This window comes from Chloroflexus sp. (assembly GCF_034435895.1).
GTDB lineage: Bacteria > Chloroflexota > Chloroflexia > Chloroflexales > Chloroflexaceae > Chloroflexus.
Window position 1 is genome coordinate 1 of record NZ_DAOTWH010000235.1, and the last position, 14852, is coordinate 14852.

14 protein-coding genes and 1 tRNA gene are annotated in these 14852 nt (G+C 58.3%); 2 read left to right on the forward strand and 13 right to left on the reverse strand.

Annotated features, from left to right (window positions below; all coding sequences use genetic code 11):
• From tilS to U9R81_RS13565, 5 genes are all read right to left on the reverse strand, one after another.
• A partial coding sequence (gene tilS, locus U9R81_RS13545; protein ID WP_322495970.1) for a tRNA lysidine(34) synthetase TilS occupies positions 1–473 on the reverse strand: 473 nt, incomplete at its 3' end.
• Positions 474–614: 141 nt separating this feature from the next.
• A tRNA-Met gene (locus U9R81_RS13550) sits at positions 615–689 on the reverse strand.
• Between the two features lie 86 nt (positions 690–775).
• The gene (locus tag U9R81_RS13555; protein ID WP_322495971.1) at positions 776–1375 is read right to left on the reverse strand and encodes an STAS domain-containing protein; all 600 of its coding nucleotides are present in this window, start codon (positions 1373–1375) and stop codon (positions 776–778) included.
• Positions 1376–1993: 618 nt separating this feature from the next.
• Entirely contained in the window at positions 1994–3511 is a 1518-nt protein-coding gene (locus tag U9R81_RS13560; protein WP_322495972.1) for a hypothetical protein, read from the reverse strand.
• Between the two features lie 83 nt (positions 3512–3594).
• On the reverse strand, positions 3595–4428 hold the full coding sequence (locus U9R81_RS13565; protein WP_322495973.1) for an STAS domain-containing protein: 834 nt from the start codon (positions 4426–4428) through the stop codon (positions 3595–3597).
• Between the two features lie 366 nt (positions 4429–4794).
• Here U9R81_RS13565 and U9R81_RS13570 point away from each other — a divergent pair, with 366 nt between their 5' ends.
• On the forward strand, positions 4795–5700 hold the full coding sequence (locus U9R81_RS13570; protein ID WP_322495974.1) for a UbiA family prenyltransferase: 906 nt from the start codon (positions 4795–4797) through the stop codon (positions 5698–5700).
• Positions 5701–5774: 74 nt separating this feature from the next.
• Positions 5775–6380 carry a Uma2 family endonuclease gene (locus tag U9R81_RS13575; protein ID WP_322495975.1) on the forward strand — a complete coding sequence of 202 codons (606 nt, stop codon included), beginning with the start codon at positions 5775–5777 and terminating at the stop codon, positions 6378–6380.
• 36 nt (positions 6381–6416) lie between these two features.
• Here U9R81_RS13575 and U9R81_RS13580 read toward each other — a convergent pair whose 3' ends face one another.
• The 8 genes from U9R81_RS13580 to U9R81_RS13615 form a co-directional block, all read right to left on the reverse strand.
• Positions 6417–7841, reverse strand: coding sequence for a glutamine synthetase family protein (locus tag U9R81_RS13580; RefSeq protein WP_322495976.1), 1425 nt, complete (start codon positions 7839–7841; stop codon positions 6417–6419).
• 120 nt (positions 7842–7961) lie between these two features.
• The gene (locus tag U9R81_RS13585; RefSeq protein ID WP_322495977.1) at positions 7962–8261 is read right to left on the reverse strand and encodes a hypothetical protein; all 300 of its coding nucleotides are present in this window, start codon (positions 8259–8261) and stop codon (positions 7962–7964) included.
• A 194-nt stretch (positions 8262–8455) separates the two neighbouring features.
• A complete protein-coding gene (locus U9R81_RS13590) occupies positions 8456–8893 on the reverse strand; it encodes a cytochrome c (RefSeq protein ID WP_322495978.1) in 438 nt (145 codons plus the stop codon).
• A gap of 82 nt (positions 8894–8975) precedes the next feature.
• The gene (locus U9R81_RS13595; protein WP_322495979.1) at positions 8976–9380 is read right to left on the reverse strand and encodes a hypothetical protein; all 405 of its coding nucleotides are present in this window, start codon (positions 9378–9380) and stop codon (positions 8976–8978) included.
• Positions 9381–10026: 646 nt separating this feature from the next.
• Positions 10027–10974, reverse strand: a complete 948-nt coding sequence (gene msrP, locus U9R81_RS13600) for a protein-methionine-sulfoxide reductase catalytic subunit MsrP (protein WP_322495980.1) — start codon at positions 10972–10974, stop codon at positions 10027–10029.
• Positions 10975–11100: 126 nt separating this feature from the next.
• Complete coding sequence (locus tag U9R81_RS13605) at positions 11101–11685, reverse strand: hypothetical protein (protein ID WP_322495981.1); 585 nt, start codon at positions 11683–11685, stop codon at positions 11101–11103.
• A 56-nt stretch (positions 11686–11741) separates the two neighbouring features.
• Positions 11742–12317 carry an ANTAR domain-containing response regulator gene (locus U9R81_RS13610; protein WP_012257866.1) on the reverse strand — a complete coding sequence of 192 codons (576 nt, stop codon included), beginning with the start codon at positions 12315–12317 and terminating at the stop codon, positions 11742–11744.
• A 142-nt stretch (positions 12318–12459) separates the two neighbouring features.
• Positions 12460–14852, reverse strand: a 2393-nt coding sequence (locus U9R81_RS13615; RefSeq protein WP_322495982.1) for a CapA family protein, incomplete at its 5' end; no start/stop codon positions are given.

Consider the following 14852-nt stretch of genomic DNA (forward strand, 5'->3'; position numbering starts at 1 on the left):
GGCGCTGCCCATTCCGGCCACTCGACCCGCGGGCGCATGCCGCGCAAACCGGCCGGCCCCGCCCCACGCAGGAGGTGCATCAACACGGTTTCGGCCTGATCATCGGCCTGATGGGCAACCAGCACCGCATCGACCTGCTCGGCGATGGCAGTACGGGCAAGGAAGGCATAGCGAGCGACGCGGGCCGCCGCCGGAGTGGTACCCGGCGGTAGATGAGCTGTCTCGACAATGGCGCGCAGCCCCCATGTCGCGGCCGTTTCGGCCACAAATGCCGCCTCAGCCGCCGATTCGGCCCCGCGCAAGCCGTGATCGAGATGGGCGACGATTGGCGACGGCCCGCCGGTCGTGTGGAGAGTGGCGAGCAGGTGCAACAGCGCCAGCGAATCACCGCCGCCGGAAACAGCGACCAGCAGACGGGCAGTTGGCTGCCCCAACCCTTCGGCAAGCAGAAACTGGCGCAGATGGTTGAGCATAGAGCGTTGGCAGGGAGTAACGAATCGGGACTAGGGATACGGCTAACAGGATTTGTACCGAACGCAGTTTCGCGAGAGCAATAAGAGCGCGATATGACGCGATATGAATGGAAACGCCGGTGAGCATGGCTCACCGGCGAGTGGTGCCGGAGGCGGGATTCGAACCCGCGACCTAACGATTATGAGCCGTTTGCTCTACCACTGAGCTACCCCGGCACGGCTCTCAAGTGTACCACTGAACGGGCGATTCGTCAAGAACCGCTCCTATGCGCTGCATTAGCTCAACCCGGCCCAACATGGCATTACGCAGAGGCACGCATCCGTGGCTGCAACGCTAGCGCCGCTTGCAAGGTTGATGCTGTATGAATAGAAGATAAATCGATCCCCAAGCTGACCAACGTTTGGGCAACTTCGGGGCGAATACCGGCTAGCGTTGTCGTGACCCCCATCAAGCGGGCAGCTTGGGCAACTTGGAGCAAAGCCGTCGCCGCATACGTATCGATCACCGCCACACCGGTGACATCGAGCACCAGCATCCGGGCGCCGGTTTGGTCGATCGCTTGCAAGACATGCTCGAGCAACCGTTGCACACGATTGCTCTCAAGGCCGCCGACTAACGGCACAACCAGCGTATCATCGCGCACCGGAATAATCGGCACATCGAGTTCAAGAATCAGCCGGTTCAACTCCTGTTGCGAGCGCAGCGACTCTTCCAATTGGGCCATGGTAGCACGTTGTTCATCGGCGAGGCGTTGCAATGCTTCAGTTCGTTCAGCGATCCGCGCTTCTAAACCAGTATTCGCCTGAACTAAGCGCTGATTCGCTTCCTCGGCTTGCCGGCGCAGCTCGCGCGCCTCGGACAGCGCGGCGGCTAAACTGCGCGCGCCAATAAATGTAATCAACGCGCTTATTGTAAGCAGAACTGAAACGTGCGCAGCCGCATAGTCGAGCAATATGTTTTCCCGCGTCGCTTGTGGCACAGTGAAAACCACAAGGGCAAGCAACGTGAGACAAACTCCCCACACAATCCAGATTTGATATGGTTTGAGTAAGACGCTCGATAACAATATACAAATAAGAAGATATATGATACTAAATGGCGAGTCGGGATTAAAATATATGCCGCTCAGTGATCCTATAGCGGACACAATGATAAGGATGTAGGAACCTACGCTCACCAAGCCTTGGCGTCCCAAAAAAGCAGCCGTAGCAAACACGAGCGTAGCAAGACTAAGGTTAATCAATCGCCCTATTGTTGGTTGAAGCAGGGTTAACGTTAAACCAACTGTAAGGAGAATAGCCACCGCACCTAATGAGAGCGACACCAGAATGCGCCCCCGGCGCTGCTGGTCAGGATTGGAAGCCTTGACATGAACAAAGCGAGCGATGAGCTTCTGCATATCATTTTCCATAGCGCAAGAACGGAACGTTACCAATTTTCTATGATTTCACCTAAACGTCAATATATCTTTGTTCATTTGTCGTAGGCTATCCTGCCACAGCGACACCTCACAACACCTTTACGAACGTGCCATTGGCCGAAAGAACCCGATCACCGCCGCCAGCGGCAGCGCCGTGCGGGGCAAAAAGCCATTGCGCCAGAGACCGCCGTGGTTAGCGTTGGCAGTTAATAGTTCGAGCGGATGATCGAGGGGAACATCAGGATTGGCGGCGCAATCGCGGCAACGCAGGTCATGCACCCAGAGCGCAGCCATCAGTGCGCCGGTCGTTTCGGGGGCAAAGATCTCAACCCCGAACAGACTAGCCCCATTGTAGCCGGCCCGGAGGGCTGGGTTCTTGATCACCGACTGGGTCATCGTCGCCGGCGCCACATTAATCGAGACGCGCTGGCCGCCAGCGCGAGCAATAATGGCGCGCCACTGTTGCAAGCGTTTGGCGAGGGCATAGTTCGGCCCCTGCTCAAGAAACAGGCAATCAACGATCCCGTAGCGTTTGCCATTGGCGCTGGCGATCAACTCGCGCACATGCGGTTGCAGCAACCTCCCGCCGCTGAGGGTACGCACAATCGCTGCCGTTCGCTCACCCAGCGGGGAGGCTTTAGCCGCATTGCGCATCGCCGCCAGCGCCGTCTCTTCATTCACGGCGAACATATCGGTGGGGGTTGCCATCGTCATCAGGGTCGTATCGGGGCGGGCAGCGCTGACGATAGCTACGATCGCATCCATTGCCAAAGCGACGCGCAAATGGCGTTCGCCATCGAGATAGGCAAGCGTGGCAATATCGAGCGGGCGCTCGAAGGAGAGCAGCCACGTCACGATTTCAGGCGCGTGTCTGAGCAAATCAACGCCAGCGACCGGCAACCACTCATCGGGATCGGCTTCAGGCGCAACTGGCTGCAACGATGGCGCGAACAAGCGAGCATTGCCAGCGCGCACCACTGCGGCGATTCGCTGCCAGCGCGCCGGATCGGGCACATCGACGGCAATCAGATTCGCGCGCCAGCGGGCAAGGGTTGCCAGCGGCCCGGCTTCCGAACCGGCGCCTAACAGCACGAGGGTGCGATCGGAAAGGTCGAGCCATTCGGGATGATCCAGCACCCGCAGCAAGGCGCGGGCGCAACCGGGTTCGATGATCCCGGTCGCTTCCCAATGGGCAATCTGGGCATGCAGCGCCGCGCCAGAGAGACGCTGGCCGCGATATGGGATTGAGAAGGGTTCGATCAAGTGAGGGCCGCGACCGTTCAACACCGCCGTATACATCGCATGGAGCTGTGACCAGCGCATCGCCTCGGCAAGGGGGGCAGCAATGCCGTTGCGCAGCCATTCAACCTGCTGCCAAGCAGCGGTTAATCCGGCAGTCGCCATCGTCAGCGCCTGCGCCGGATCAGCCGCAGCAGCTTCCGTCAGCGCGCGCACATAGCGCGGGTACCGGCGGCGCCAGTTGGTTTCTTGGCGCAGCGCTGTCACGGCGTCGGGATCGATGCCGGTCAGCGCGGCGCTGCAAATGGCGAGATTGGCATGCGTTGAACTCCGTCTACCATCAGGCGCGGGGACGAACTGCAACCCTTCCTCGTGCATCGAGAGCATCTCTTTGTTAGCAAGCGATGCTTAGATTCTAGCACAAAGAGTGTGCGGTTGCAAGCGCTGTCATGTTCCATGCATCAAGCCGCAACCGGACGGCGCGCTAAGGACAGGGCCGCTTCAGGATTGGGCGCGGTGGTAATATCGCCTAGATCAGCATTGAGATGCACCAGCGTTTGGGCGACCGCAGGCCGAATACCGCTAATAATCGTGCGCGCGCCGAGGAGACGAATGGCGACGGCGGTGTCGATCAAAGCTTTCGCCACCGCGGTATCGATCAGCGTAATGCCAGTGATGTCAATAATCACGGTATGGGCACGCTTGGCGGCAACCGTTTCAAGCACACGGTTCCGCAATTGCTCGGCGCGCCGGCTATCGAGATTGCCTACGAGCGGCGCAAGCAGCACTTGATCGTCGATTTGCAAAATTGGCAATTCGAGCACCGCAACCAAATCAAGCAACCGCTGCTGCTCGGCAGCCCGCTGCTCGACCTCGTGCCGGGCGGCGTCGGCGGCTTGGCGGGCGCTTTCGGCCTCTTGGGTACGCTGATTGGCGAGCTGCAACGCTCGCATCTGAGCAGACATAATCTGATCGAGAAACGCCCAAACCGCAACAAACAATGCCATTAAACTGCTAGCTTGCAAGAAGCGCAGAAGATGTGTCGAGATGGGAGATACCGTATTATCTGAACCAACAACAATAATCAAAATGATCACCACAATACAGATGATTGTCGCAACAACTGCCACTTTGCGTTGACCGGTCAAGCTGGCTAACAAGATGACCACGGCTAGAAAAGGGGCAACGGCTAGTCGCAATTCAGGCAACCAAACTGCAATGGCGATTTCGCAAAGGATAACGGACAGACTAAACGGAATCAGCGTTTGCCAAAACGGATAGTTTCGCGTGAGCATCCAGAGAGAGAGTAGACAGCCAATGCCTGATATCAACGCAATCACAGCAACAATACCGGCAAAAGCATTTTGGGTCAATAGGAAAAATAGTATTGAGATCAAGATGGTCACAACATTGAAGATACCCGTCCAGATACTAATTGAACGCACAATACGACGATATATCTGTTCCAAGAAGATCGGCAAAGATTGCATATGCTTTCTCTAGGAGCGAGGTAAAGAACTAACTACGATAATGTTTCAATCTGAAACACCGTTTTGATAATATCATAGCTTCAATCAAATTACAAGCTAGGAGGCAAACCAAGCTGTGGAGGAGTATAATTCCGAATATGGACATCTGCAGAAAAGTAAGGAGAGAGCAACATGCGCATCTCAGCCAATCAACGCATTTACGTTCTACTACGGCTGCCGGCTTTCATACGTAACGAATTAGTTCTGCTCTGGAGATTCAATCGCTATGATATCTCCTCGACCCTCATTCCGGGTCTCATGTTCATGGTTGCCGCGTGGCATCAAGATCAACCCGATTGGTCAGCATTGCCACGCTTACTTGTTTGGGGCACAATCTATTTTTGGTTGTATTGCACAGTTTTTTGCATATCAAATCAGTTAAACTCAGTCACAGAGGATCAACAAAATAAACCAGATCGCCCGATCCCATCTGGTCTCGTTTCACCTAAGGGCGCTTTTATACGTTGGGTTATCTCTTGTATAATATTTGCGCTGGTAGGTTGGCATTTAGGCGTTCTAGAATGGGCTACTCTTTGGTTGTTTGCGCTAATTCTGCATAATTTTGGCGGGTTCTCACGACACTACAGCACCAAGAATATCATTATGACTATTGGCGGCATTGCCCAATTGGCCGCAGCATGGCAAATGGTTCGTCCACTGAATGCCACGGCATGGATATGGATCCTGCTGCCAACCCTTACCTTCTTGACACACATTTCATTGCAAGACCTACGCGATAGAGCTGGCGACCAAAGCCAAGGGCGTCGCACGTTGCCAATTGTGTTCGGCGAGCAGCGTAGCCGCACCTTTTTAGCGATTGCATTTCTCTTGTTACCGCTCATCGTTCACTTCGGTCTGTTTGACCGCACAGGCTTAAGCCTTGGGGGAATATTGTTTGACGCTATCCTTGCCGCACTCTGCGTCATTATCGCCGTTCGAGTGCTCTGGTTGCGTCACCGGGATGCGGATCATGTTTCATATATGCTGTACACCTATTGGTACTGTTTCTTACTAGCAGCAGCAATTGTAGTGCTGTAAGCCATAGATGATCCCAATGGAGCACATGCTATACTGCTAACACATCGTTGTTTCCAAGACATCACGGAGGCGCAATGACAACGGATATCTTGCCGGTAGCCGCTCCGGCGCCCCACGTGCCTGCCCCGCCCAGCGGTCAATGGACGGTAGCCGATTATGAGCAGTTACCACCCGAGGCAGGCCGCTTTGAGCTGATCAATGGAGTACTGCGTATGGCGCCGGCGCCAAGCCCACAACATCAAGCTGCTTCATTACGATTTGCCTATTACCTGTTCTTAGCGGTAGAGGTTGCCGGACGAGGGAGGGTATTCACAGCGCCAATCGATGTCGAACTTGATTCGACAACGGTAGTACAGCCAGATGTGGTGGTGATATTGCACGGCGGCAAGGCCCAGATTACGGCTCAACGGATCGTTGGCCCGCCCGATCTGATTGTGGAGGTGGTATCGCCGGGTACAGCAAGCTATGACCGGCGCGAGAAGCGCGACCGCTATGCGGCTGCCGGGGTGCGCGAGTATTGGATCGCTGATCCCGGCCATCGGGTGGTGGAACTGCTGACGCTGGAAGGCAGCGACTACCGCGCCGAGCATGTCTACCGCGGGAAGGCCATCATTCCTAGTATCGTGCTGTCTGAATGGCAAACGTCGACCGAGCAATTGTTCGGTGACATGGCGGCGTAGGGGTACAGCGTCGCTGTGCCCCTACGCCGCCCGACATTAGAACCGGCTCCACAGATACTGGTTGGTCACCTCGTGGTGGAACTGCACCTCGGCCCGTTTGATGAGGGTACCGAGTTTGCGCGGACAGCGATCAGCCACCGTCGCCTTGAGATCGGCGAAGCGGGCTTGGACATCTTCCCCCAAAATCTGGGCCACAAAGGCACTCTGGCGGAAGTTGGCAATTGCGTCGTAGATGTTATCAGGCAGAGTCGCAGTACTACTGCGCACATCAGTAGTGGGCAGCGGCCCTTCGAGGCCGGCGCGCAGCAAGGCGTAGATGGCCAGATAGGGGTTAGCATCAGGCGCAATCGAGCGCACCTCGATGCGGGCCGAACGGGCATTGCCAATTGGAATGCGGATCATCGAACCACGGTCGGTTGGCGATGCCTTGATCTGGTTGGGCGCCTCGAAGTGGGGGTCAAGCCGGCGGTACGCATTGACGCTCGAATTCAAAATCAGGCAGAGATCTTGCCCGCTGTTGAGAATGCGGTCGATAAAGCTCCACGCCAGATCTGACAACCGTTCGGGGCCGTTGGCGTCGTAGAAGAGATTCACCCCTTGCCGCGCCAGCGAGATGTTGGTATGCATGCCATTGCCATTCACGCCGGTGACCGGTTTGGGCAAGAAGCTGGCGGTCATATCGAGCTTGCTGGCAATCTGGCGGCAAATCAACTTGTAGAGCAAAATCTGGTCAGCGGCAATGGTTGCCTCGGTGTAGCTATAGTTCATCTCGAACTGCGAGGGCGCGACTTCGGGGTGATCCTTCTCGTTCTCAAACCCCATGGCCCGTTGCGCTTCCGCCGCCATATCGATAAACTGGCGGAGCGGATCACCCGGCAGCGAGTGATAGTAACCGCCGGTGCTGACCATGGTAAATTCACCGGTCTCGCGGAAGCGCTGCTCGGCATTGCGCCCTTTGAAGAGGAAGCCTTCGATCTCGGTGGCAATATTGCAGGTAATGCCATCGCGCTGGTAGAGTTCGTTCGCATAACGGTGCAGCCGGCCACGCATATCGGCCTCGTAGGGCGAGCCGTCTTGATTCAACACATAGCCGAAGACCAGCACCTTGCCGGGGCCAAAGACATCAGCCGGCAACCAATAAAAGGCCGACCAGTCAATGGCAAGGCGCAGATCCGACTCGGCTTGCACCGAGAAGCCGCGCACCGACGAACCGTCGAAGGTCAGGTTATCGGCGGAAGCAAGGAGAAACTTCTTGTCGTAATCGAGCATGTGCAGGCGGCCTTCAAGATCGGTGAAGCAGACCGTCACTGCCTTAATCCGGCGCTCATCGGTGAGGTAGCGCATCCGCTCTTCGCGCATCACATCCGGCGAGACGCGAGCCAAACGCTGGCGCTTCACGCTCAGGTTCAACTCTTCCAGTTGCTCATAGGGAATTTCGAGGAAGTCGCGCAACTCGGTCATGGAAGTTCCTTTTCACTAGACAACGGCGTGGTTGTTAGCGCGTATTATACTCCGAAGCGCAACAGCCGCCGTTAACCGGCGGCTGCGAGCAAGTGCGATCGCGCTCGCGTGCTACATAGGCTAGCGAATTTCGCTGACTTGCCAGCCCAACACCGTCAAGGTAACGATCACCTCTAGCCTACTTTCACCATGGGGGCAAGCGAAGCGGAGCGGAATAGCAAGTTGGGCGCCGAGGATTGGCCAATCAGGCATACGGTACGGTCCTAGCACAAAACTATTCGGGCGATGAGCATGCTGCCACGCTGCGATCAGCAGGTTCAATGATCCCGGACGCTCCATCTGCGCGGCGAAAGCGGCTAACTCGGACGGATCGTTCCGTTCCACCGCAGCGATCACATCCCGGATGGTTGTTGTTGGCAAGTGAAACGGTTGCGGGAATATCAGCCCGAGACGGACGCGATGATCAGAAACGGAGCGGGTGACAGGAAAGAGGACCATGCTGCTAAAGAGGCTGAGCAAGCAGCAAAGCCAACCAAAACAAATGATGCGCATAGCGTATCCTGTGCAGTAGAGCGCCGGCAGCGGAATGATCACCACTGCCGGCACGAGCCTCATTACTTCAACGTGCGCAGGTACGCTAGCAGGTCAGCCATCTCTTGATCGGTCAGATTATGGGTGGGCATATATCCGATGCGACCAGTGCCGCCGGTGCGAATCCATTCGGCAACATTCGCTTCGCTGCGCTCTTTACCGTTGGGCAACATGCCATTGTAATCAACCCCGTTCGGCAGCACTGGCCCCTTGACGCTGAACAGACCAGCCAATCCCGGCCCGACCATCATTTCCTTGGAAGTGGTATGGCAAGCGGCACACGGCCCAAACAGCACCTTACCGCGCTCGGGATCACCCTTCGACGAAAGCGAGGTGTCAGCCAGCACCGCCGGCAATTGTTCGGCGGCAGGCTGGTTGGAGGCATTCTGATTACCGCCGCCGCAAGCCGTCAAAAGGGCGATCAACAGGAGCGTGAACATCCACGCGATGGTGCGATTCATAACTTCCTCCTTGAGCAAGATATTCACTACCGCTGCATCGGTGACGCAGCGTTCACGATTCTCACTGGCATGGCCTAAATGACTAGCCCAAGGAGAAAGCGCGCGGCGGCGGAGTTGGCGGCGGGAGAGGGCAAACGCGGAGGAGGGCAGGACAAGGTAACGCCAAGATCAGGATCAGCGGCACAACCAGCACGGCGGCAACGACCAACGGCGGCAGGGACTCGTACATCGCGCGTGGATGCACTTTGGCAAGATGCGAGGCATCTTCCGTGATCGTCCCATCAAGATGCAGATCGCAAAAGAAGAAATTGGCTGTGGCGCGCTCGGCCATCCATTGCTGGATCAGGCAGTGCAGCACGCAACCAAGCGGGCTAAGCACACCCAATTCCAGCGCTACGACGATGGCTACGACGCGCGTACCCCAATGCTTCAGGATATGCAGTTGCCGGCGCAACCGGTTTAGCATGAAACTTGTGCCGTTTTTCACAGCTTGATCGTAACGTTAGGCAGGAAAGCTGTCAAGGGGGGCAACGAAGGCTATGTCGTAGTTTGTGCGTTGATCTTCAGTAACTGGGTTGCGATTGAGCAACGAAAGGGAGGTGACCTCCACTCCCGGCCCCTCCCCCACTGAGGGAGGGGGTGCGCCGAGGCCGCGGAAGGTGAGACTCACACCAAGCCCCTTTGCGCCCTCTGCGTCCTTCGCGTCTTTGCGTTTTACTGCTCTGCGTCTTTGCTCGCTCTGTGCCTTGGAGTGACGCCCCCACCCCCAGCCCCTCCCCCAGCGGGGGAGGGGGGAATTGTTTACCGCTGAGGGCGCAGGGGGCGCGGAGGGGGAAGAGTAGCGGTGATACGAACCCCCTTGGCATCCTTGGCGGCTTTGCGCCTTGGAGTGACGCCCCCACCCCCAGCCCCTCCCCCGCAGAGGGAGGGAGGAATTGTGCCCGCCGAGGGCACAGAGGGTGAGATTCACACTAAACCTCTTGGCGCCCTCTGCGTTCTTTGCGCCTTGGCTCGCTTTGCGGCTTGGTGGTGCACCCTCGCCCCCGGCCCTTTTGGGGGTAGGTAGGTAAGGTGAGTCCTCTGAAATACCTACCCCCAAAAGGAGAGGAGGGGATGGGGTACAATCATTACCCCTAATAATTCTTCCGCAAATCCATCCCCGCATATAGCGCCGCCACCTGCTCGGCATACCCATTAAACGGCAGCGTCTTGCGCCGGCCCATCTCGCCGATCCGCCGCTCGGTGGCCTGCGACCAGCGCGGGTGCGGCACGTCGGGGTTGACATTGGCGTAAAAGCCGTATTCGTGCGGCGCAACCGCCATCCAGAGCGAGACCGGCATCGTATCGGTCAACTCAATCTTGACGATCGATTTAATGCTCTTGAAACCATACTTCCACGGCACTACCAATCGCAACGGCGCGCCATTCTGCGGCAAGAGGGTGCGTCCATACAGACCGGTGCTGAGGATAGTCAAATCGTGCATCGCCTCATCGATCTGCAACCCCTCGGCATACGGCCACGGAAAGTAGCGATCGCGCTGGCCCGGCATCTGGTCGGGATCGTAGAGCGTCTCGAAACGCACGTATTGGGCTTGCGCGGTTGGCTCGACCAGCGCTAGCAGCTTGTGCAGCGGGAATCCCTGCCATGGGATGACCATCGACCAGCCTTCCACGCAGCGCAGCCGGTAAATCCGCTCTTCTTGATCCAACATCTGCAAGATGTCTTCGATCGCGAAGATGCGCGGATTGCGCACCATCCCCGTCACCTCAACCGTCCACGGCTGGGTGACAAAATTGGCGGCGCGGCGAGCGACCGCTTCCTTGTCGGTGGTGAATTCGTAGAAGTTGTTGTAGTTGGTGATCTGTTCAAAGGTGTTGGCCGGATCGCCCAACTCGTCGCGCAGACCGGCATTGGCGGCGGGTGAGGGCTGATCACCCTGCACTGGATTGGCGCTCACACCGCAGGCGCTAAGTAGTGCTCCCATACCCAGCACCCCTAACCCGCGCAAGAGTGCGCGCCGGTTGAAATAGACCGATTCGGGGGTAATATCCGATGACCGAATCGTAGGATCACGGTACATGTGGGGGTCTTTCTAGGGATGACATCATTGTATGGCCCGTAAAGACGCACGGCTGCGCGTCTCATCAGAGAGCACGGCCGTGCGTCTCTACAGATATTATACGCTCCTACCTCGTAATCGGATGGTTTATTCATCCACCAACGCCAAAATCAACCGGCGCACCTGCCACAACCGGCGGTCGGCGCCTTCGGGACGCACACCGAGGTCATCACGGATTTGGCTGATTTGCAATCTAATGGAATCGATCGGGCCTTTTCGCGGCTCGACACTGAGCTGGTACGCGCGGTCGAGAGCGCGGCGGGCGGTCATCAAGGCCCGGTCAGCTTCGGCGAAGTCGTTGCGTTGCAGCGCCTGCACCGCCTCATCGAGCGTGATTGCGGCGCGCAACAAGTGGGTAGCGGCGCGTAATTGCGCGTTTTCCGCTTGCAGATCGAGAATCGTCAGCCGGAGCAGGCCATCGTCAAGCTGCGCCGGCGGCAGCGCCGGTTGCGGTGAGGGGAGTGGCGTGGGTGGAACTGTCGGGGCGGGAGTGACCGTGGCGATCTGCGGCGCTGCCGGTGCGGGGGCCGGCAGCACCCAATAATGAATGACGAGGAAGAGCGCTAAACTGGCGGCAATAGTCAGTACGTGCGGTGCAACAAGACGCACATACCGCTGCCAGTGTCCCGGCAGCGGCAGTGATGGTGGTGGCGTGTCATCAGTTGCTGTCATCGCAGGAGTGCGCGGCCTTTCCCCGCGCAATGATGGTGGCTTTCACCCTGACCGGCCTAAATCTCGTGCGCCAGCAAGATGGCCTGCGCAATCTCCTTCATCGACTTGCGCGTATTCATCGACAGTTGCTGAATTTTGCGGAAGGCTTCCGCCTCTTTCAGCCCTTGCGTATCCATCAAAATGCCCTTTGCCCGTTCGACCAGCTTACGGGTTTCGAGTGTCTCTTTCAGATCGGCCACTTGCCGATCCATCTCAAGGAATTCTTGATAACGGGCAATCGCGATCTCAATAGCAGGCAACAGCTCGGCCTCGCGGAACGGCTTGACGATGTAGTTCACGACGCCAGCTTCTTTAGCTCGCTCGACCAGATCGCGGTCGGAATAGGCGGTGAGCAACAGCACCGGCGCAATCTTCTCTTCGGTCAGAATCCGCGCCGCCTGAATGCCGTCGAGTTTCGGCATCTTGATATCCATCAAGACCAGATCGGGGCGCAGCTCGCGGGCGAGGTTGATCACGCTCACGCCGTCGCCGGCTTCACCGACCACCAGATAGCCGAGACTGACGAGCGTCTCTTTCAGATTCATGCGGATGATCGATTCGTCGTCGGCGATCACCAGTCGCGTCTGGGGCATACGCTCTCTCCTCTATCGTGATTGGCAACCTGCGGCAGGCTGCATCGGTGGCTGATTGGTTTATGCGGGCAGTATAGCATCCAATCGTTCGCCGATCAACCGTCTGGCGAACGATTTTGTGCCCGCTTGACACTATACCGTATTATAACCCAAGCAGTTTCCGCAACAAATCATCATCATCATTATCATTGCCGGCGTGCTGGCCTAAGGTGGTATCAGCAGGCAATTCGGCATCATCGAGCCGGCGGGTGGAGCGGGACTGATCTGGCGGTTTGGCGCGATACCAGTCAGGATCGAATTCCGGCTCTGGCGCAGCCAATTCCGCTTGCCAGCGTTCGCGCTCGGTGGGCGGCAAGTCGGCTGCCGTATCATCGTCCAGCGGCCCTAGCTCCATCTGCCAACGTTCACGTTCGGCGGGCGGCAGATCGTTCCAGTCCACCGGTTGATCGATCGCGGGTTCTAAGCGCGTTGGCTCATACTCGTTGCGCAACACGCTTGCCGGTGCGTCAAACCACGCATTAAGCTCGTTATCGGCCAGTGGATCAGGTTGGTGGGGCGGCTGGCCGGGCGCGGTGTGACTCCGGTTGGCCGGCCGATCACCGGCTGCCGGCCATTGATCAGTCTGGCGAATGGTCGAACTGGTCGTCGGCTGCGATGTCACTGCGCTTGGTGGTTGGGTTTGGCGGCTTGCCGTTCGGGTTAGTTGTCGCCATGCCGGCCCGCTGCGAGTTGAACGTTCTGATTTACTCTGTTTCGTCACCCATCCTAATAGCGAGCGACCACTAGCCGCGGCTGGTTGCTCGATCACCGTCTCTTCAGGTGTCGGCGCGGGTGTTGATTGGCTTCGGCGCGCAAAATTGCGTAGCCGGCTTTGCCACGTTTCCTGAGGTTTATCCGTCACAGGGGAGGCGCTATTCGCCGATTGCGGCGGGGTGCTGGCTGAGCGGTAGCCGCTGCGGCTGCTGCGCGAGCTCGCTACGGCGTGCTGCTCACTGTAGCGATAAAAGTCATACATCATATACAACAGTAACCCAACTGCCGCTAGCCCTAACACAATAATGACAGCCATAATCCATTCCATTCCACCGCTACTGTTCTGCGCCACGTTCCTGCTCGTTGCCGGAGCCGTTGGGGTTGCTATTGCGGATGGCGCCGTTGCGTTCAGCGCGACGGTAGCTGGACAGAGCACACGCGCTGCTTGCGCCCCTACTTCACGCCCCAGCAACCCCAGCCGCACCTGCCAGATTGGTTGTTCGGGCAACGGTGCAACCGGATCCAGCTCAAACCGGGCCCGTTCAAAGTACTGTACCACCAAATCGCGTCCCGACAGCGGATCGCGTTCGGTCAGCGCGCCGCTGATGGGGTAGCCAAACACGCTCAGGCCGCCATACCGCTCATAGAACGCGCGAAACCGCGGATGGGCGAACGCGGCGGGATCGTTCAGATCGGTGCGAGCCGTCACTGCTTGATCGGGGTATGCCAACCGGAAGGCTACCGTTCCAAGATGCGAACCGAGCACCCGGTTGGGCCAATCGTTGGCTGGATGTAATTCGAGCCGCTGGCGTTCGGTATAGAGCACGGCTACTTCTTGCCGGCAATCGCCGGCTAATTCGCGGCGCACCGGGTCGAGCGGCAGGCCAAGCAGGGCAATCGCTTCGAGCAGGTCGCGCCGTTGGTCGCTGCCGAAGGTTTGGTAAAAGCGGGCAAAATCGCCGGTAATCGGCGTTTCGGGCGTTTCGGGCAAGAGTAGCGGCGGGCAGACCTCGATCTTGCTCGCGGGGGGAAGGGGCGCAATCACCTGCAACTGGCCGGGATCACCCACCAAGGCTGAGAGGTCACGGGGCGCGACTGGCAAGGGCGCCGGGCCGCGATTGCCGTTGCCGGGGGTGATCGGTAAATAGCGGATGCCGGTCACGCGGGCCGCGCCATCGGCGTCGCGCGTGACCCCTACATACATCACTGCTGCCGGTGTTTCCGCCGCGCCAATCAGATCACCGGCGGAAAAGATAACCAGACCTTCGCGATCACCGGCGCGCACCCAGTCAACGGTTGCCGTCACTCCCGGTATGCTGCCGATAACGACATCTGCGCCAGCGGCAATCAGGTTGCGCGCCGCGTTGATCCGGGCCTGTACTGGATTGGGATCGTTGGGCTGGCCCCATGCCGCCATCACCACGACCAGATCGGTCTGGCTGCGCGCTTGTTCGATGGCAGAACTGATCGCCGGCAAAACTCCGGCAGCGTCGGCCAAGAGGTTGATCTGGCCGCGCGGATCGCCGTTGCCGCCGAGACCCCACGTTGCGCTGAGGAAGCCGAGCGTTAATGGCGACGCCGGATGCGGCACTGTAACCTTCAAAAACGGCGGCGCTGTCTCGCCGCCGGGTGCAGCGCCGTGCTGGTAGATGCCGTAACGGGCTAAGGTTTGCAGGGTAGCGTCAACCCCGGCCGGCCCGCGATCGAGCAGACGGGGATGGGCGGCGCCAAGCAAGAGCAGATTGCTTTCGGCCAGCGCGGCGGCCAGCGCCGGCGCCGGGC